Origin of the sequence: Nonomuraea sp. NPDC051191, assembly GCF_044455665.1 — a bacterium.
In the GTDB taxonomy this organism is placed as follows: Bacteria; Actinomycetota; Actinomycetes; order Streptosporangiales; family Streptosporangiaceae; genus Nonomuraea.
On record NZ_JBITEZ010000003.1, the window covers coordinates 327,604 to 345,207 of the forward strand.

Annotated in this window: 16 protein-coding genes; 7 read left to right on the forward strand and 9 right to left on the reverse strand. The window is 71.2% G+C overall.

From position 1 onward, the window contains the following. Nucleotides 1-28 precede the first annotated feature (28 nt). Nucleotides 29-1,159, forward strand: coding sequence for an alpha-hydroxy-acid oxidizing protein (locus ACIA8R_RS09985; RefSeq protein WP_397037687.1), 1,131 nt, complete (start codon nucleotides 29-31; stop codon nucleotides 1,157-1,159). Nucleotides 1,160-1,209: 50 nt separating this feature from the next. Beyond that, nucleotides 1,210-2,316 (forward strand): winged helix DNA-binding domain-containing protein, encoded by a 1,107-nt coding sequence (locus tag ACIA8R_RS09990; RefSeq protein WP_364084856.1) that lies wholly within the window; start codon nucleotides 1,210-1,212, stop codon nucleotides 2,314-2,316. Here ACIA8R_RS09990 and ACIA8R_RS09995 read toward each other — a convergent pair. The 3 genes from ACIA8R_RS09995 to ACIA8R_RS10005 are packed head-to-tail and all read right to left on the reverse strand — an operon-like array spanning nucleotide 2,287 to nucleotide 5,242. After that, the gene (locus ACIA8R_RS09995; RefSeq protein WP_397037689.1) at nucleotides 2,287-3,108 is read right to left on the reverse strand and encodes a carbohydrate ABC transporter permease; all 822 of its coding nucleotides are present in this window, start codon (nucleotides 3,106-3,108) and stop codon (nucleotides 2,287-2,289) included. The two genes, ACIA8R_RS09990 and ACIA8R_RS09995, sit on opposite strands and share 30 nt — an antisense overlap. Continuing rightward, a complete protein-coding gene (locus ACIA8R_RS10000) occupies nucleotides 3,105-3,995 on the reverse strand; it encodes a sugar ABC transporter permease (RefSeq protein WP_364084860.1) in 891 nt (296 codons plus the stop codon). Before ACIA8R_RS10000 ends, ACIA8R_RS09995 begins: the two co-directional genes overlap by 4 nt. Further along, nucleotides 3,992-5,242, reverse strand: a complete 1,251-nt coding sequence (locus ACIA8R_RS10005) for an extracellular solute-binding protein (protein WP_397037691.1) — start codon at nucleotides 5,240-5,242, stop codon at nucleotides 3,992-3,994. The genes ACIA8R_RS10000 and ACIA8R_RS10005 overlap by 4 nt, the downstream gene beginning before the upstream one ends. A 124-nt stretch (nucleotides 5,243-5,366) precedes the next feature. On the opposite strand from ACIA8R_RS10005, the gene ACIA8R_RS10010 reads away from it, so the two are divergent. The 3 genes from ACIA8R_RS10010 to ACIA8R_RS10020 all read left to right on the forward strand — a co-directional run bounded on the left by ACIA8R_RS10010 (nucleotide 5,367) and on the right by ACIA8R_RS10020 (nucleotide 8,814). Then, the gene (locus ACIA8R_RS10010) at nucleotides 5,367-6,122 is read left to right on the forward strand and encodes an IclR family transcriptional regulator (RefSeq protein ID WP_397037694.1); all 756 of its coding nucleotides are present in this window, start codon (nucleotides 5,367-5,369) and stop codon (nucleotides 6,120-6,122) included. Further along, on the forward strand, nucleotides 6,119-7,063 hold the full coding sequence (locus ACIA8R_RS10015; RefSeq protein ID WP_397037696.1) for a sugar kinase: 945 nt from the start codon (nucleotides 6,119-6,121) through the stop codon (nucleotides 7,061-7,063). Before ACIA8R_RS10010 ends, ACIA8R_RS10015 begins: the two co-directional genes overlap by 4 nt. Before the next feature lie 86 nt (nucleotides 7,064-7,149). Next, complete coding sequence (locus tag ACIA8R_RS10020) at nucleotides 7,150-8,814, forward strand: catalase (protein ID WP_397037698.1); 1,665 nt, start codon at nucleotides 7,150-7,152, stop codon at nucleotides 8,812-8,814. 32 nt (nucleotides 8,815-8,846) lie between these two features. Here the strand turns inward: ACIA8R_RS10020 and ACIA8R_RS10025 are convergent, their stop codons facing one another. The 5 genes from ACIA8R_RS10025 to ACIA8R_RS10045 are packed head-to-tail and all read right to left on the reverse strand — an operon-like array spanning nucleotide 8,847 to nucleotide 15,264. After that, the gene (locus tag ACIA8R_RS10025; protein ID WP_397037700.1) at nucleotides 8,847-9,779 is read right to left on the reverse strand and encodes a dihydrodipicolinate synthase family protein; all 933 of its coding nucleotides are present in this window, start codon (nucleotides 9,777-9,779) and stop codon (nucleotides 8,847-8,849) included. Further along, complete coding sequence (locus tag ACIA8R_RS10030; RefSeq protein WP_364084876.1) at nucleotides 9,776-10,768, reverse strand: ABC transporter ATP-binding protein; 993 nt, start codon at nucleotides 10,766-10,768, stop codon at nucleotides 9,776-9,778. Before ACIA8R_RS10030 ends, ACIA8R_RS10025 begins: the two co-directional genes overlap by 4 nt. Continuing rightward, nucleotides 10,761-12,704 (reverse strand): dipeptide/oligopeptide/nickel ABC transporter permease/ATP-binding protein, encoded by a 1,944-nt coding sequence (locus tag ACIA8R_RS10035; protein ID WP_364084879.1) that lies wholly within the window; start codon nucleotides 12,702-12,704, stop codon nucleotides 10,761-10,763. Before ACIA8R_RS10035 ends, ACIA8R_RS10030 begins: the two co-directional genes overlap by 8 nt. Then, on the reverse strand, nucleotides 12,704-13,663 hold the full coding sequence (locus ACIA8R_RS10040; RefSeq protein WP_357698994.1) for an ABC transporter permease: 960 nt from the start codon (nucleotides 13,661-13,663) through the stop codon (nucleotides 12,704-12,706). Before ACIA8R_RS10040 ends, ACIA8R_RS10035 begins: the two co-directional genes overlap by 1 nt. Then, nucleotides 13,660-15,264: an ABC transporter substrate-binding protein gene (locus ACIA8R_RS10045; protein ID WP_397037702.1), complete on the reverse strand. Its 1,605-nt coding sequence runs from the start codon at nucleotides 15,262-15,264 to the stop codon at nucleotides 13,660-13,662. The genes ACIA8R_RS10040 and ACIA8R_RS10045 overlap by 4 nt, the downstream gene beginning before the upstream one ends. A gap of 137 nt (nucleotides 15,265-15,401) precedes the next feature. On the opposite strand from ACIA8R_RS10045, the gene ACIA8R_RS10050 reads away from it, so the two are divergent. Beyond that, the gene (locus ACIA8R_RS10050) at nucleotides 15,402-16,112 is read left to right on the forward strand and encodes a FadR/GntR family transcriptional regulator (RefSeq protein WP_397037704.1); all 711 of its coding nucleotides are present in this window, start codon (nucleotides 15,402-15,404) and stop codon (nucleotides 16,110-16,112) included. On the opposite strand, the gene ACIA8R_RS10055 is transcribed toward ACIA8R_RS10050, so the two are convergent. Beyond that, a complete protein-coding gene (locus ACIA8R_RS10055; RefSeq protein ID WP_357698988.1) occupies nucleotides 16,109-16,693 on the reverse strand; it encodes an HD domain-containing protein in 585 nt (194 codons plus the stop codon). The two genes, ACIA8R_RS10050 and ACIA8R_RS10055, sit on opposite strands and share 4 nt — an antisense overlap. Before the next feature lie 31 nt (nucleotides 16,694-16,724). Here ACIA8R_RS10055 and ACIA8R_RS10060 point away from each other — a divergent pair, with 31 nt between their 5' ends. After that, nucleotides 16,725-17,576, forward strand: a complete 852-nt coding sequence (locus tag ACIA8R_RS10060; protein WP_397037706.1) for a DUF4429 domain-containing protein — start codon at nucleotides 16,725-16,727, stop codon at nucleotides 17,574-17,576. Nucleotides 17,577-17,604 lie beyond the last annotated feature (28 nt).

Sequence of the window (17,604 nt, forward strand, 5' to 3'; positions counted from 1 at the left end):
GGCGGGACGGGCTGGTTGGATGGGAGCCATGAACGCAGGCGATCACCAGCTCGGCATCTACCTGACGGGCATGCTCGAAGGCCGTGCGCCGGAGCTGACCACCGACCTCTCCGCCCTGGAGGCCGCGGCCGGGCGGGTGCTCCCGCCCGAGGCGCTCGGCTACATCGTGCCCAGCGCGGGCAGCGGCTCGACCGCCCGCGCCAACCTGGAGGCGTTCGAGCGGCGCAGGATCGTGCCGAGGATGTTGCGCGGCGTCCGGCGGCAGCGTGACCTGTCGTGCGAGGTGCTGGGCACCCCGATGGCGGCGCCGGTGCTGGTGGCGCCGATGGGCGTGCAGACGCTGGCCCACGAGGAGGGCGAACTCGCCACCGTGCGGGCCGCGGCCGCGGTCGGCGTCCCGTACGTGCACTCGACGGCCGCAGCCCACGACTTCGAGCAGGTGGCGGCGGCGGGCGGGGACGCGCCGCGCTGGTACCAGCTCTACTACCCGACCGACCGGGACGTGTGCCTGAGCTTCCTGCGCCGGGCCGCGGCGACCGGCCATTCGGTGCTGGTGGTCACGCTGGACACGACGCTGCTCGGCTGGCGTCCGGCCGACCTCGACCGTGGCTTCCTGCCGTTCCTGGCCGGCACCGGCATCGCCAACTACCTGAGCGACCCCAACTTCGCCGGGGTGGAGAACCCGGTCGCCCATTGGGCGGGCATGTTCCCCAACCCGGGGCTGAGCTGGGACGACCTGCCGTTCCTGCGCGACCACTGGGACGGCCCGATCGTGCTCAAGGGCATCATGAGCACCGAGGACGCGCGGCTGGCCGCCGAGCACGGCGTCGACGGCATCGTGGTGTCCAACCACGGCGGCCGCCAGGTCGACGGCGCCCTGGCCGCGCTCGACGCGCTGCCCGGCATCGCCGAGGCGGTCGGCGACCGGCTGACGGTGCTGTTCGACTCGGGCGTGCGCACCGGGGCCGACGTGGTCAAGGCGCTCGCGCTGGGCGCGCGGGCCGTGCTGATCGGCCGTCCCGTGCTGTACGGGCTGGCGCTGGGCGGGCAGGCGGGCGTCGAGCACGTGCTGCGCTGCCTGCTGGGCGAGCTGGACATCACGCTCGCCCTGTCCGGCTACTCCTCGCCGGACGAGCTGGGCCCCGACGCGCTCGCCTGAGGGCACATCGAGGTCGGGAAGTGACCGCGATTGCCCCTACCTTTGTCCCCATGGATCCCCTCATCTCCCAGCGCGCGCTCAACCGGGCCACGCTCGACCGGCAACTGCTGCTGCGCCGCGGCGGCGGGAGCGTGCAGGAGGTCGTCGAGCAGCTCGGCGGTCTCCAGGCGCAGACCCCCCACACCTGGTACGTCGGCCTGTGGAACCGCTTGGAGGGGCTCAAGCCCGAGGACGCCTCCGCCCTGCTGGCCTCCCGCGAGCTGGTGCGGATCGCGTTGCAACGCTCCACGATCCACCTGGTCACCGCCCGCGACTGCCTGGCCATGCGGCCGCTGTTGCAGGTGGTCACCGAGCGCATGACCCGGACGACGTTCGGCAAGCGGCTGGCGGGCGTCGACCTGGACGAGCTGGCCGTGACCGGGCGGGCGCTGCTGGAGGAGCGGCCGATGACCTTCGCCGACCTCGGGCGGGCGCTGGCCGAACGGTGGCCGGAGCACGACCAGCACGCGCTCGGCCAGGGCGTGCGCTGGCTGCTGCCGCTGGTCCAGGTGCCGCCGCGCGGCCTGTGGGGCAGGAGCGGGCCGGTCGCGCACACCACCGCCGAGTCGTGGCTGGGCCTGGGCGAGGTGCCGCCGATGACGGCCGCCGAGCTGGTCCGGCGCTACCTGGCCGCGTTCGGCCCGGCCTCGGTGCAGGACGCGCAGACGTGGTCGGGGCTGACCAGGCTGGGCGAGGTGGTCGAGTCCATGGACCTGGTCCGTTTCAGGGACGCCTCCGGCCGCACGCTGTACGACCTGCCGGAGGCCGTCCGGCCGCCGGAGGACGTGCCGGCCCCGGTCCGGCTGATGTACGACTTCGACAACCTGTTCCTGTCGCACGCCGATCGCTCCCGGGTGATCAGCGAGCGCGGCGCGGCCGTCATGCAGGGGTCGTTCATGGGCACGAACGTGATCCCCCGGATCATCCTCGTGGACGGCGTCACCGCCGGCGACTGGACGGTGACCAGGGCCAAGGGCGTCTCCACGCTGAACGTCCACCAGTGGACGCCGATCGGCGAGCTGGACGAGGTCGAGCGGGAGGCGCGGCTGCTGCTGGAGTTCCTGGCCCCCGGCGACCGGCACGACGTCTCAGTCCTTGACCGCCCCTCCAAGCCCTGACACGAGCCGCCGCTGCACCGCCACGAAGAAGATCAGCGCGGGGATCGTCATCAGCGTCGAGGCCGCCATGATCCCGCCCCAGTCGTTCTCGTTGGGCTTGAAGAAGACGAGCAGCGCCGCGGGCAGGGTCTGGTTGTCCTTGGCCGAGATGATGAAGGTCCGCGCGAAGACGAAGTCGTTCCAGGCGGTGATGAAGGAGAACACGCTGGTCGCCACCAGGCCGGGGGCGACCAGCGGGAACAGCACGCGCCACAGCACGGTCGCGCGGCCGGCCCCGTCGATCATCGCCGCCTCCTCCAGCGCCTCGGGCACCGCGGCGACGAACCCGCGCAACATCCAGATCGCGAACGGCAGCGTGAACGCCAGCTGCACCACCACCAGCGAGGCCAGCGTGTTGAGCAGCCCCAGGTCCCTGACCACGAAGAACAGCGGGATCGTCAGCGCCTCGACGGGCACCATCTGCGCGACCAGGAACATGATCAGCACGGTCGTCCTGAACCGGAAGGCGAACCTGGTCACGGCCACCGCCGCGAGGAAGGCGAGCCCGGCCGACAACACGACCACGACCAGCGCCACGACCGCGCTGTTGAGCAGGTAGCGGGCGAAGTTCTCGCCGGTCAGCACGCGGACGAAGTTGTCCAGCGTCGGGTGCGACGTCCAGGGCCTGACCTCCAGCGACTGGATCTCCCCCGCGGGCTTGAACGCCGACAGGGCCATCCAGTAGAGCGGGAACGCGGTGAGGACGGCGACCACCAGCGCGACCGTGTTGGGCAGAAGACGTCGTCGGTTCACAGGCGTTCCCCACTGCGCCGCAGCGCACGGATGTAGAACAGGGTGATCACGAGCAGGATCAGTGTCATGACGACCGCGACGGCCGAGCCGAGGCCGTACTCGGAGGAGCCGAAGGCGATCTGGTAGGCGTAGACGTTGAGCACGGTGTTCTGCCCGGCGACGCCGCCGCCGTTGGTCATCACGTAGATCTGGGTGAAGATCTTGAAGTCCCAGATGACCGACTGGATGACCACGATCGTGACCAGGGGCCGCAACATCGGCACGACGATCCGCCAGAACCCCTGCCAGGCCGAGGCGCCGTCGAGCGCGGCGGCCTCCAGCACCGAGGACGGGACGGCCCGGATGCCCGCGTACAGGGTGATCATGACGAGCGGGAACGAGTGCCACACGACCGTCGCGCCGACCACGCCGAAGGTGACCCACCGGTCGTAGAACCAGTTGAACCCGTCGATCCCGAGCACCTGGTTGACCAGGCCGAGGTCGGCGTCGAACAGGAACATCCACACGGTGGAGCCGGTCATCGCGGGCGCCGCCCACGCGCCGAGCGCGGCCAGCGACAGCGCCGCCCTCGGCACCGGCCCGGTCCTGGTCAGCAGCACGGCCAGGGCCGCGCCGACCGCCAGCGTCGCGACGACCAGCGCCGCCGCGAACCCCACGGTCTGCGCCAGCACCTCCCAGAAGCGCCCGTCGCCGAGCAGCGTGGCGTAGTTGCCGAACCCGACGAACGTGCTCGGCTGCCCGCCGCTGACCTGCGCCTGCCGGTAGTCGAAGACCGACAGCAGGCCCAGCATGTAGACCGGGTAGCCGAACATCGGGACCAGCACGGCCGCCGCGGGCAGCAGGTACAGCCACGGACGCCCGCGGCGGACGGTCGTACCTCGGCTCACGAGCGGCCGAAGGCGGTCTTGACGGCCGCGGCCGCCTCGGTGGTGGCCTGGTCGACGGTGGACTGCCCGGTCGCGACCTTCTGCAACATCGTGGGGATGACCTTGCCGTTGTCGATCTTCACCCAGGCGGGGTCGATCGGTACGAACCGGGTGCCCTTGGCCACCGTGTCCAGGAACGGCCTGACGAACGGGTCCTTGGCCGCCAGCTCGTCGCGGGCCGAGGTGAGCGTCGGCAGGTTGCCCATCGCGTCGTACATCTTGGCCTGGTACGCCTTGCCGCCCAGGAGCTTGACGAAGTCCGCGGCCAGGGTGCGGTGACCGGCGTTCTTCAGCACGCCCAGGTTGTTGCCGCCGGCGAAGGCGGGCGCGATCGAGCCCTCGGCCGCGCCGGGCAACGGCACGACCGCGTACTTGCCGGCCGCCGCGCCGGCGTCCACGGCCGAGCGGTTGAAGTTGCCCAGGATGCCCATCGCGGCCTTGCCGCCGGCGAACAGCTCGACCGTCTTGCCGCCGGTCAGCGAGACGCACGCCTGCGGCGGGCAGACGTCGTCGGTCAGCAGGTCCGTGTACGCCTTGACGCCCTTGCGCGACTCGGGCGAGTCGAGCGAGGTGATGTCGCCGCCGGCGTCCCAGACGAAGGGCAGGGCGCCGAAGGTGTACTCGCCGCCGACGGCGATGCCGTACAGGTCGGGCTTCTTCTTCCGGATCGTGCGGGCGGTCTCGGTCAGCGCGGCGACGGACGTGGGCGGTTTCAGGCCCAGCTCGTCGAAGACGTCGGTGCGGTAGTAGAGGGCTCGGATGCCGATGAACCAGGGCAGGCCGTACTGCTTGCCCTGGACGGAGGCCGACTTGACCAGGTCGGGGGTCAGGTCCAGGCCCTTCAGGTCGGCGGTGAGGTCGGCGAAGCCGCCGGCGGCGGCGTACTCGGCGAGGTCGGTGTTGCCGTACTCGGCGACGTCCGGGGAGCTGGCGGGGTCGTTGAAGGCGCCCTTGAACTTCTCGTGCCGGGCGGGCGTGGTGGGGATGTAGGTGACCTCGACCTTGACGTCCGCGTGCGCGGCGGTGAACTCCTTGATCGCCTCGTTGACGACTTTGTCCTTGGGGGCGCGGTTGGGCTCGTCGAAGAGCCAGACGCGCAGCGTCCCCGTCCGCTCGTCGCCGCCGCCGGAGGCGGGAGCGGTCGAGGGTGCGCAGGTGGCCAGCGTGAGCAGGGCCGTTCCGGCCGCGGCAAAGTAAAGAAACTTCACTATTACCTCCTGAGCGCAGACACTAGGAATTCGTCCAGGGGTCGAGAAGACTTGTCAGAAGATGTTGTGCAGTGCACAACAGCGTGCTGCATTTCGCGAAATTTCATCGAATATGGTGACGTTCGTGCCCGAACGCAACCAGTCCGCCTCGCTCCGGCGCGCCCTGGCCGTCCTGGACCACGTACGCGGCCACACCGGCCTGTCGCTCACCCAGCTCGCCGAGGCCGTGGGCCTGTCCAAGAGCACGGTGCTGCGGCTGACCGTCCCGCTCGTGGAGGCCAGGCTGCTCGAACGCGACCGCAGGACCGGGGCGTACCGGCTGGGGCACGGCACCCTCCAGCTCGGGCAGGCGTATCTGGCCACGCTCGACCTGCGCGCGGTCGCGGCCGAGGAGTCGCACCGGCTGATGAGCGAGGTGCGCGAGACCGTCCACCTGGTCGTCTACGATCACCCCCACGTCGTCTACATCGACAAGGTGGAGAACGAGACGAACGTGCGGATGGCCTCGCGCGTCGGCAGCCGCGGCCCGGTGCACGCCACGGCGGTCGGCAAGGCGATCCTGGCCTGGCAGCCGGAGGAGGCGCTGGCCGGGCTGGCGCTGGAACCGATCACCAAGCACACCATCACCGACCCCGACCGGCTGCGCGCCGAGCTGACCCACATCCGGCGGCGCGGCTACGCGGTGGACGACCGCGAGAACGAGCCCGAGGTGCGCTGCGTCGCCGCGCCGATCTTCAACCACAATGACGCCGTCGTCGCCGCCATCTCGGTCTCCGGGCTCACCTCGCGGATCACCGCCGCGCGGGTGCGGGAGCTGGGGCCGCTGGTGGCCGGGGCGGCGTCACGGATCTCCAGAAAGCTGGGCAGGCCGACCACATGACCGAACTGGTGACCTTCGGCGAGACCATGGCGCTGTTCGCCGCCCGGCGTACCGGGCCGCTGCGCTTCGCCCGCGACTTCGACCTGGGCCTCGGCGGCGCCGAGTCGAACGTGGCGATCGGCGTGGCCCGGCTCGGCCACCGGGCGACGTGGACCGGGCGGGTGGGCGACGACGAGTTCGGCGACCTGATCCGGGCCACGCTCGCCGGGGAGGGCGTGGACGTGCGCGCGGTCACCGACCCGGACGCCCCCACCGGCCTGATGATCAAGGGCAGGCGCACCGCCGACCTCGTGGACGTGCGCTACTACCGCAGGGACAGCGCCGGGTCCCGGCTGCGGCCGGACGACCTCGATCCGGCGCTGATCTCCTCGGCCCGCGTGCTGCACGTCTCCGCGATCACCCCGGCGCTGTCGCCGTCCGCCCGCGAGAGCGTGGCGCACGCCATCGCCGTGGCGCGGGCGGCCGGCGTGCTCGTCTCGCTGGACGTCAACTACCGCCGGGCCCTGTGGGCGGCGGAGGAGGCCGGCGCCTGGCTGCGGGAGACGGTCGGCGGCGTGGACGTGCTGTTCGCGACCGTGCCCGAGGGCCGCCTGATCGCCGACGTCGAGGACCCGGCGGAGCTGGCCAAGGCGCTGGCCTCGCTGGGGCCCTCGTACGTGCTGGTCAAGTCGGGGGCCGAGGGCGCGCTTGAGCTGTCGGACGGGGTGCTGCGGCGGGCCCGGCCGTACCGGGTGACGGAGGTGGACCCCGTGGGCGCCGGGGACGCGTTCGCGGCCGGGTGGCTGGCCGACTGGCTGGCCGGGGCCGAGCCGGAACGGCGGCTGGACACCGCCTGCGCGGCGGGCGCGTTCGCGGTGACCTCGCAGGGCGACTGGGAGAGCCTGCCCCGCCGGTCCGACCTGGGCCTGCTCGGCCGGGGCGCCGACGACGTGAGCAGGTAGCCGCCCCGAGGACGAGGTTTTGCCCGTTTCCGATCCGGCCTTGAGGGCAGCCGGGGAAGATCTCGTCCGGGGAGAGGAACGGTGCGATGACAGACGTCTCCAGCAAGGGACCGCAGTCGGGCGACGAGCGCGAGGTGCTCACCAACCGGCAGGGGCATCCCGTCTACGACAACCAGAACCAGCGGACGGTCGGCCCGCGCGGTCCGGCCACGCTGGAGAACTACCAGTTCCTGGAGAAGATCAGCCACTTCGACCGCGAACGCATCCCCGAACGGGTGGTGCACGCCAGGGGCACGCTGTCCTACGGCTACTTCGAGGCGTACGGCAAGATCGGCGACGAGCCGGTCAGCCGCTACACCAGGGCCAAGCTGTTCCAGGAGGCCGGCAAGCGCACGGATGTGGCGCTGCGCTTCTCCACCGTGATCGGCGGCCGGGACTCCGCCGAGACCGCCCGCGACCCGCGCGGTTTCGCGATCAAGTTCTACACCGAGGACGGCAACTGGGACCTCGTGGGCAACAACCTGGCCGTCTTCTTCATCCGGGACGCCATCAAGTTCCCCGACGTCATCCACTCGCTCAAGCCCGACCCGGTCACCTTCCGGCAGGACCCGAACCGCATCTTCGACTTCATGTCGCAGACGCCCGAGTCGATGCACATGCTGGTCAACCTGTTCAGCCCGCGCGGCATCCCCGCCGACTACCGGCACATGCAGGGGTTCGGCGTGAACACCTACAAGTGGGTCAACCAGCAGGGTGAGACGTATCTGGTCAAGTACCACTGGATGCCCAAGCAGGGCGTGCGCAGCATGACCGAGGCGGACGCGGCGGTCGTCCAGGCGGGCGACCTGGGACACGCGACGAAGGATCTGCACGACGCCATCGAGCGCGGCGACCACCCCGAGTGGGAGCTGCTGGTCCAGCTCATGAGCGACGAGGAGCACCCCGAGCTGGACTTCGACCCGCTCGACGACACCAAGGTGTGGCCGGAGAACGAGTTCCCGGCCAGGCCGGTCGGCCGCCTGGTGCTGAACCGCAACGTCGACAACCAGTTCGCCGAGAACGAGCAGGCCGCCTTCGGCACCGGCGTCCTGGTGGACGGCCTCGACTTCTCCGACGACAAGATGCTGGTCGGCCGGACGTTCTCCTACAGCGACACCCAGCGCTACCGGGTCGGCCCCAACTACCTGCAACTGCCGGTCAACCAGGCCAGGAACGCGCCCATCAGGACCAACCAGCGCGACGGCCAGATGGCGTTCTTCGTCGACACCGGCGGCGAGGACCCGCACATCAACTACGAGCCCTCGCTCCGCGGCGGCCTGCGCGAGGCCGAGTACCCGACCCTCGACGAGGAGGGCCCGGTCATCAGCGGCCGGCTCATGCGCAGGCGCATCCCGCGGACCAACGACTACAAGCAGGCCGGCCAGCGCTACCTGCTCATGGAGCAGTGGGAGCGCGACGACCTCGTGCGCAACTTCGTCGACGCGCTCAGCCAGTGCGACCGGCGTATCCAGGAGCGCATGGTCTGGCACTTCCTGCTCGTGGAGGACGACCTCGGCCTGCGCGTGGGCGAGGGCCTCGGCCTCACCCCGGACGACGTCTCCCAGCTGGAGCCGCTGGCGGGCCAGGACCTCACCGACGAGGACCGGGAGCGCCTGGTCAAGCTGGGACGCAACGGCCCTCGCGACGTGGAGGGGCTGAAGATGACCCATTGCGTCCCCAACGAGCGGGCCGCCCACGCCGAGGGCCTCTGAACAGCGGCCACTGAGCAGCGGCCATTGAGCGGCTACAGCAGCCCGGCGGCGGCCAGCAGCTTGCCGATGCGGCCGGTCTCGTCGTCGTTCAGCGGGATCTGCGGCAGCGCGGCGAGCGGGCAGTCGATGACGCCCCGCAGGTGCAGGGCGGCCTTGAACGCGCCCAGCCCCGCCGAGCTGCCGCCCATGCGGCCCGCGCCGACCCGGACGATCTCGAACAGCCTGACCAGGCGTTCCTGCTGGATCCTGGCCGCCTCCCAGTCGCCGCGGGAGGCGGCCCGGTACAGCTCGGCGTACCCGTGGGGGTCCACGTTGCCGAGGCCGGGCACGACGCCGTCGGCGCCCATCCACAGCGCGGAGTCCACGGTCACCTCCGACCCGGTGAGCACGCTGAACGGCGCCCGGCGGCCCATGATGACCTGGCGCAGGCCGCCCTCGTCGCCGCTGGAGTCCTTCACCCCCGCCAGCGCGCCCTCGGCGGCCAGTTCGAGCAGCAGGTCGGCGCCCAGCTTGGTGTGCACGCTGACCGGCAGGTCGTAGGCGTAGACGGGCAGGCCGCCGCGGGCGGCGATCGTCCGGAAGTGGGTGCGGATCTCGTCGGGGTGGGTGCGCGTGTAGAACGGCGCGGTCGCCACCAGCGCGGACGCCCCCGCCTCCACCGCGACGCGGGCGTGTTCGAGCACCCGCGGCGTGGTCATGTCGATCACCCCGGCGAGCACCGGAACCTGCCCGCCCACGTGCCCGACGACCGTGTCCAGCACCACCCGCCGCTGCGCGTCGGTCAGGTAGGCCACCTCCGAGGAGGAGCCGAGCACGAACAGCGCGTCCACCCCGCCCTCCAGCAGATGGTCCACCAGCCGGGTCAGGGAGGCGGCGTCCACCTCGTGGCCGGGGGTCAACGGGGTGCAGACCGGGGGGATCACGCCGGTCACCGTCGCGGACCCGGCGACATCGGGATCTGTCATGAGTGCTCCTGGATCAGCTCTAGGTCGGTGGCTCCGGCCGCCACCGGGTGGTGGCAGTGGAAGAGGTGGTCGTCCCCGGCCCGGGTGGCGGGGGGCGGCTCGGCGGCGCACAGGTCGTCGGCCCGCCAGCACCGGGTGCGGAACGGGCAGCCGCTCGGCGGCCTGGTGGCCGACGGCACGGCCCCCACCAGCGGGATCGGGTTGATGGGCGAGATCAGCCCCGGGGTGGCCGAGAACAGCGCCCGCGTGTACGGATGCCTGGCCCGCCCCGGAACGGACTGCGCGGGCGTCTGCTCGACGATCCGGCCCAGGTACATGGTGACCACGCGGTCGCTCATCCTGCGCACGGTCTGGATGTCGTGCGAGATGAACACCAGCGCCAGCCCGAGCCGTTCCTTGAGGTCGAGCAGCAGGTTGAGGATCTGGGCGCGGACGGACACGTCCAGGGCGCTGGTGGGCTCGTCGGCGACGACCAGCCCGGGTTCGAGCGCGAGCGCCCTGGCCACGGCCACCCGCTGCCGCTGCCCGCCGGAGAGCTGGCCGGGCAGCGCGCCGGCCACGCCCGCGGGCAGGCCCACCAGGTCCAGCAGCTCACGCACGCGGGCCTCGCGCTGGGCGGGGGTGCCGCGGCCGTGCACGTCGAGCGGGTCGCGCAGGATGCGCCCGACCGGCAGCCGCCGGTTGAGCGCCGTGGACGGGTCCTGGAAGATCAGGCCGACGCCGCCGCCGACGAGCGCGCGCCGCTCGCCCTGCGTCAGCGTCCACAGGTCGCGGCCGTGCAGGCGCACGCTTCCCGAGGTCGGCCGCTGCAGCCCGACCAGCACCTTGGCCAGCGTGGACTTCCCGCAGCCCGACTCCCCCACGATCCCGACGGTCTCGCCGGGCGCGACGGTCAGGGAGGCGGCGGTCAGGGCGTGCACGCGGTCGCGCGAGAACAGCCCTCCCGACCGGGCCTTGTGCACGACGTGCACGTCGTCCAGCTCAAGCATGTCGCTCACTCCCCACGAGTTCGACCGCCGGGTGGTGGCAGGCCACCGCGTGCCGCCTGGCCTCTCCGGCCAGCACCGGGGCCTGCGTACGGCACATGTCGGTGGCCATCGGGCATCGGTCGGCGAACCTGCACCCGGCCGGGAAGTCGGCGGGCGCGGGCACCACGCCGGGGATCTGCGTCAGCCGCTCGGCCCCCGACTCCAGCGACAACACCGCGCCGAGCAGCCCACGGGCGTAGTGATGGGCGGGCTCGCCGACCAGGGCGGCGGTGGCGCCGGTCTCGACGATCTGGCCGCCGTACATGACGACGACGCGGTCGGTGACGTCGGCGACCAGGGCGAGGTCGTGCGAGACCAGGATCAGCGCGAACCCCAGCTCCTCGCGCAGCCGCAGCAGCAGCTCGATGACCTGCGCCTGGACGGTCACGTCGAGCGCGGTCGTCGGCTCGTCGGCGACGATCAGCTTGGGCTCGCGGGAGAGCGCCATCGCGATCAGCACCCTCTGCCGCTGGCCGCCCGACAGCTCGTGCGGGTAGGCGGACAGGGTGCGGCGGGCGTCGAGGCCGACCAGTTCGAGCAGCTCGGCGGGGGTACGCCGGCCGCCCCTGCGGGTGACCTGCCTGAGCTGGGCCCTGATGGTCATGGCCGGGTTGAGCGAGGACAGCGCGTCCTGGTAGATCATCGCCATCTCGTGACCGAGCAGGCGGCGGCGGGCGCCGCGCGGCAGGGCGAGCAGCTCCTTCTGGTCGAAGCGCACGTGCCCGCTGACGTGGGCCGCACGTGGTTGCAGGCCCATGACGGTCAGTGCGGTCAGCGACTTGCCGCAGCCGGACTCGCCGACCAGGCCGACGACCTCGCCGGGCCACACCTCGAAGCCGATGCCGTCCACGATGTCGATGTCCGGCTCGAAGCCGATGCGCAGGCGTTCGACGCTGAGGATCGGCTGTCCTTGGGGCAGCGGGCGGGCGCGTTCGGCCAGCCGGCGCGCCGCCTCGGCCAGGCCGGGCAGTTCGAGCACCTGGCCGGTGCCGGGGGTGGCCTGCTCGTACGCGTCGTCCTTCTTGGGGGCGGCTCTGCGTACCGGGGCGGCCCAGGCGTCGGAGATGCCCTCGGACAGGATGTTCAGGGCCAGCACGGTGAGCAGGATCAGCAGGCCGGGGAAGACCGTGGCCCACCAGCCGCCGAGCAGCACCAGGTTCTTGCCGTCGGCGATGACGCTGCCCCACGAGGGGTTCGGCGGCCGTACGCCGGCGCCGATGAACGACAGCGACGCCTCGAACACGATCGCGTCGGCCACCATCACCGTGCAGAACACCAGCACGGGCGCCGCGCAGTTGACCGCGACGTGCCTGACCACGATGTACGGCGTGCGGGCGCCGATGACGCGTTCGGCCGCCACGTAGTCCTCGCCGTACTGGGCGATCACGTTGGCCCGCACGACCCTGGCCACGGACGGCATGTAGAGGAAGGCCATGGCCATGACCAGCACCGGGATGCTGCCGCCGAACACCGCGACCAGCACGGCGGCCAGCGCGATGCCGGGGAAGGCCATGATCACGTCGAGCACGCGCATGACGGTCTCGTCCACGACCCGGCGCGAGGTGGCCGCGACCGCGCCGACGACCGCCCCGGCCACCAGGGCGAGCCCGGTGGCGCCGAGCCCGATGATCAGCGACCAGCGGGCGCCGTACAGGAGCCTGGACAGGATGTCGCGGTTGGCGCTGTCGAGGCCCATCCAGTGCGCGGCCGACGGGCCGCCGCCGGCGGCCTCCTGGAAGTACGGCGAGTGCGGCGCGATCAGCGGCGCGAACAGGGCGGCCAGCACGACCAGGACGATGACGCCGACCGCCGGCCAGGACGCCAGGGGCAGCCGCCGGAAGGCGACGCCGGGCCTGCCGGCCAACACGACCAGGCGTTCGGTGAGTCCGCTTCTCATCAGGCGGCACTCCTCAGGCGGGGGTTGACCAGCAGGTAGAGGATGTCGACGACCAGGTTGACCACCATGAAGCCGATCGCGATGGTGAGCACGACGCCCTGCACGACGGCCGGGTCGCCGTCGCGCACCGCGTTGATCATGAGCTGGCCCATGCCGGGCAGGCCGTAGATCGTCTCGATGACCACCGTGCCGCCGATCAGGTAGCCGATGCGCAGGCCGAGCACGGTGAGCGGGTTGATCAGCGCGTTGCGCAGCACGTTGCGGCCGACCACGACGATCATCGGCAGGCCGCTGCCGATCGCGGTGCGCACGTAGTCACGGTCCAGCTCCTCGACCATCGACGTGCGGATGATGCGGGTGAGCTGGGCGGCAATCGGCAGCGACAACGACAGCGCGGGCAACGTCATCGACTGCAGCCAGCCGGTGACGGAGTCGGCGGGGTTGATGTAGCCGCCGGTCGGGAACAGTCCCTCGCCGACCGCCAGCCACTGGATCATCAGCAGCGCCAGCCAGAACGCCGGGGCCGCCACGCCGACCAGCGACACGACCCGGATCGCCTGGTCGGGCCAGCGGTCGCGGAACAGCGCCGCGGTCACGCCGAACACCAGCGACAACACGACCGCCACGGCCAGGCCGAGGAACGTGAGCTGGAGGGTCAGCGGCAACGCGGTCGTCACCGACTCGATGACCGGCTTCTTGGTGAGCACGCTGGTGCCCATGTCGCCCTGGGCGAGGTCGGCGACGAAGCGCACGTACCGCAGCGGCAGCGGGTCCAGCAGGCCGTTCTCCTCCTGGAAGCGGTGGATCTGTTCCGCCGTGGGGTTCGCGCCCTGGAAGTAGGCGTACTCGGGTTTGACGCCCGAGAAGCGCATCACGACGAACACGAACGCGACCACGCCCAGGACCAGCGGGATCAGGATGAGGAGCCGCCGCAGCAGCATCCTGAGTACGAGCGTCATGTCCTCTTGGCCTGCAGCAGGTTGATGCCGGGGTAGGGCTGGGCGCGGATGCCGGAGATCTTCTTCGGGTCCCAGGCGGTCATCAGCTCGTTGTGGACGACGGGGTAGAGCACGGCCTCCTCGGCGACCAGGTCCAGATATTTGTGGATCTGCTCGGTCTTCTTGGCCTTGTCCGTCTCCTTGCCGGCCGCGTCCATCATGGCGAACAGCTTCTCGGCGTCCTTGCTGCCGTCCCAGTGGCTGTACTTCATCCACAGGCCGCCGGGCACGTAGTTGTAGTGCAGGATCAGGTCGGCGTCCATGCCGAACTGGTTGGGGTTCGAGGCCGCCGCGACCACCTGGTAGTCCTGGAACTGGTCCATCTTGGTGAACAGCGCGGCCGTGTCCTGCGGCTCCAGCGTGGTCTTGATCCCGACGGCCTCCCAGGAGGCGGCGATGGTGGGCAGGCAGTCGGCGATCCAGCTCACGTTGACGGCCATGAGGTTGACCGTCAGGTTCGTGACGCCCGCCTCCTTCAGCAGCGCCTTGGCCTTGTCGGGGTCGTAGTCGTAGACGACCGAGGCGCGGCGGTGGTCGGGGTGGCCCTCGTTGAGGAAGGAGCTGGAGGCCGTGCCGTGGCCCTTGAGCGCCACGTCGATCATCTTCTGCTTGTCGATGGCGTAGTGCAGCGCCTGGCGGACGCGTACGTCGTCGAAGGGCTTGGCGGCGGTGTTGAACATCAGGAACATGTGGTTCATGCCCTTGCCGCCCTCGACCGTGAGCCCCTGCTGCTTGAGCTGTTCGACGTTGGCGTACGGGATGTTGTCGGCGATCTGCGCCTCGGCCGAGCCGCCGGAGATCTTGGCCACCCGGGCGGAGGCGTCCACGATGGTCAGCCAGTTCATCTTCTTGACGGTGGCCGGGCGCGGCCCGTTGTAGCCGTCGAACGCCTCGAAGGAGGTGTTGGATTTCGGGTTGTGCGCCGTCTGCTTGTACGGCCCGGAGCCGACCGCCATGCCGCTCTTGGCCTTGTCCCACGCGCCCGCCTGGCTGAACACGTGCTTCGGCATGATCTTGGCGATGGTCAGCCGGGGCGCCGCGTCGGGGAAGGGGAACTTGAAGACCAGTTCCACGTTCCGGTCGTCGACCTTCTTCACCTCCTGGAGCCAGGACTTGAAGAAGTTGCCGGTCAGCACGTTGTCGGGGCCGAGGATGCGCTCGAACGTGAAGACCACGTCGTCGGCGGTGACCGGCTGCCCGTCGTGCCACTTGGCGCCCTCGCGCAGGGTGAACGTCCAGGACGTGGCGTTCGGGTCGGCGGGCAGCGTCGTGGCCAGGGCCGGGTACGGCTCCCGGGTGACCGGGTCGGTGTCGAGCAGTCCTTCGTAGACGTGGCTGATCCCGGCCATCGCGAACGCCGACGCGGTCTGCGTCGGGTCCCAGCTCTGGTCGTTGCCGTAGCCGATGACGGCGGTGATCAGGTCTTTGTTCGATCCGGCGCCGACCGAGCCGGTCGAGGCCGGGCCTCCGGAACAGGCGGAGAGGGTGGCCGCGATGAACGCCGCCGCACCCGTGGCCCCGCTGTAGCGCAGGAAGTCACGGCGGCTGAACTCAGAGCTCACGGATGCCTCCTGGGGGGAAAGGTAGAACGTAGGACATCCCATGTCCTATCTTGTGCGTAACGTGGACGCTAAACGCCAGAGCGTCTTGAGGTCAACAGAGGATTTCCGGAATGTTACCTACGATGAAAGGAAGCTCCATGACCGCAGTCCCGCGTCCGGCACGTCCCAGCCGGGCCGTCGAGGCCCAGGAGGGCGTCAAGGACCTGATCGTCAGGCGCGGGCTGGTCGCGGGCGACCCGCTGCCCACGGAGTCGGAGCTCATGGAGGAGCTCCAGGTCAGCCGCAACTCCGTCAGGGAGGCGCTGAAGGCCCTCCAGGCGGTCGGCATCGTGGACATCCGCCACGGCTTCGGCATGTTCGTCGGCCGGATGTCGCTGTCCGGCCTCGTGGACGAGCTGGCCTTCCACAGCCGCATCACCCTCCAGAACGGCCGCAACCACCTGGCGCACCTCATCGAGATCCGCGAGATCCTGGAGAGCGGCCTCGTCCAGCGGCTCATCGACCTGGGCCCGGAGGCCGACCTCGCGCCGGTGGCCGACGTCATGGCCCGCATGGACCACGAGTCACAGGTCGGCGAGGTCTCCCCCGAGACCGACCGGCTCTTCCACGACCTGCTCTACCGGCCGCTCGGCAACCCACTGGTCAGCCAGCTCCTCGGCGCGTTCTGGGACGTCTACCACCAGCTCCGCGACCACCTCGGCGCCCCCGACGAGCCGCCCGGCGACGTGGCCAGGCGGCACCGCGACATCTACGCCGCGGTGCTGGCCGGCGACCGGGCCGCCGCGGCGTCGGCCGTGTACGCGCACTTCGACGGCGTGCGCAACCGGCTGGCCCGGCTGGGAGGCTAGTCCGGGAAGCGGGCCACGCGCCTGGCCCACGGCCGCTGCCATTCCTCGTACCACTCGGCGAACCAGGGGTGGGGCGCGGCCAGCGGCACGATGGAGGAGACGGTCTCCTGGTAGCAGTGCTTCTGGAACCGCCAATGGAGGCGTTGCAACTCCTGCACCTTGCTCACCCCGACGGCCAGCTTCACGAGCACGGCCTGCGCGGGGGCCTTGGCCAGCGCGGCCAGGTGGTCGGCCCCGGCCTGCCCGGCGGGCCTGGTCACCCAGCGGACGAGTCCGGTCACGTCCGCGCCGAACCGCCGCGCGAGCTCCCGCTCGGTGCACGCCGTGTCCTCCAGCACGTCGTGCAGCACGACCGCGGTCAGCACGTCGGGGTCGCGCACCTGTGCCCCGGCCACCGCCACCTCCAGCGCCTCCAGCAGGTGCTCCACGTACGGCCGCCCGGTGGGACGCTGCCGCACGCCGTGCTGCGTCCGCGCGAAGCGCACCGACTCGCGCAACCTCGTGACGGCCTGCGACGGGAGCGCCTCGGCCAGGGGTCCGGCGGCCTGGCCCCACGACATCCAGCTCGTGAAGATCTTCATCGGGCTCCTCTCGACGTCCTAGGCTGAGAATATGACCGAGATCGCCGTTCTCGACGGCTCGTGGACGTTCAACGGAGAGATGCTGCGCGTGGTCCCAGGCGGCGACAAGAACGTCCATGAGCTCCGCAAGGTGCTCGGCGAGGTCGCCGTGCCGCTGGAGGCCATCGCGACGTGCGCGTTCGAGCCCGGCCGCAAGGGCGGCCAGCTGCGCCTTCGCCTGCGCTACGGCGCCGACCCCCTGTCCGACCTCGTCGCCGGGTCGCTGGCCGCGCCCGCCGACCCCTACCGGCTGGCGGTGCCCAAGGAGCGCGCCGGCGCCGCCCAGTACTTCGCCGACGAGGTCCGCGACACCCTGGAGATCAACCAGACGCCGACCGGCCCCTGCGAGCACTACCTCCTCCCCGGCCCCGCCATCCCCGTCTCGGCCACGGCCGGCGACGGCACGGCCGTCTTCGACGGCGAGCGCGTCCGCCTGGAATGGACGGGTTTCGCCAGCTCGGAGAAGGAACGGGCGGGGTCGCAGGAGTTCCCGCTGGCCGACCTGGTGGGCGTGGAGTGGAAGCCGCAGTCCGGCCTGGGCTACGGCACGCTCCGCTTCCGGCTCAAGGGCGACGGGCCCGGGGTCACCCCGCAGAAGGACCCCCACTGCGTCTCCTGGGGCATCCAGCGCTTCGGCGGCGCGACCGCGCTGGTCGGCGCCGCGGTGCTGGCCCGGCTGCCGCGGGAGGAGCCCGCCGAGCTTGAGCCGCCGACCGCCCCCGGCGGTGACGCGCACGACGCGGTGCTGCGCCGCCTGGCCGAGCTGGGCGAGCTGCACCGCTCGGGCGTGCTGACCGACGACGAGTTCGCGGCGGCCAAGCAGGCCATGATCCGCCGGCTCTGACCTGTTGCCTTTTATCCGCTTGGCGGCC

Bases quoted from the DNA above. Each gene is read 5' to 3' on its own strand.
- ACIA8R_RS10025 (WP_397037700.1), bottom strand. From the start codon at position 9,779: ATGACAGATCCCGATGTCGCCGGGTCCGCGACGGTGACCGGCGTGATC.
- ACIA8R_RS10035 (WP_364084879.1), bottom strand. From the start codon at position 12,704: ATGAGAAGCGGACTCACCGAACGCCTGGTCGTGTTGGCCGGCAGGCCC.
- ACIA8R_RS10050 (WP_397037704.1), top strand. From the start codon at position 15,402: ATGACCGCAGTCCCGCGTCCGGCACGTCCCAGCCGGGCCGTCGAGGCC.
- ACIA8R_RS10030 (WP_364084876.1), bottom strand. From the start codon at position 10,768: ATGCTTGAGCTGGACGACGTGCACGTCGTGCACAAGGCCCGGTCGGGA.
- ACIA8R_RS10060 (WP_397037706.1), top strand. From the start codon at position 16,725: ATGACCGAGATCGCCGTTCTCGACGGCTCGTGGACGTTCAACGGAGAG.
- ACIA8R_RS10040 (WP_357698994.1), bottom strand. From the start codon at position 13,663: ATGACGCTCGTACTCAGGATGCTGCTGCGGCGGCTCCTCATCCTGATC.
- ACIA8R_RS10015 (WP_397037696.1), top strand. From the start codon at position 6,119: ATGACCGAACTGGTGACCTTCGGCGAGACCATGGCGCTGTTCGCCGCC.
- ACIA8R_RS09990 (WP_364084856.1), top strand. From the start codon at position 1,210: ATGGATCCCCTCATCTCCCAGCGCGCGCTCAACCGGGCCACGCTCGAC.
- ACIA8R_RS10055 (WP_357698988.1), bottom strand. From the start codon at position 16,693: ATGAAGATCTTCACGAGCTGGATGTCGTGGGGCCAGGCCGCCGGACCC.
- ACIA8R_RS10020 (WP_397037698.1), top strand. From the start codon at position 7,150: ATGACAGACGTCTCCAGCAAGGGACCGCAGTCGGGCGACGAGCGCGAG.
- ACIA8R_RS09985 (WP_397037687.1), top strand. From the start codon at position 29: ATGAACGCAGGCGATCACCAGCTCGGCATCTACCTGACGGGCATGCTC.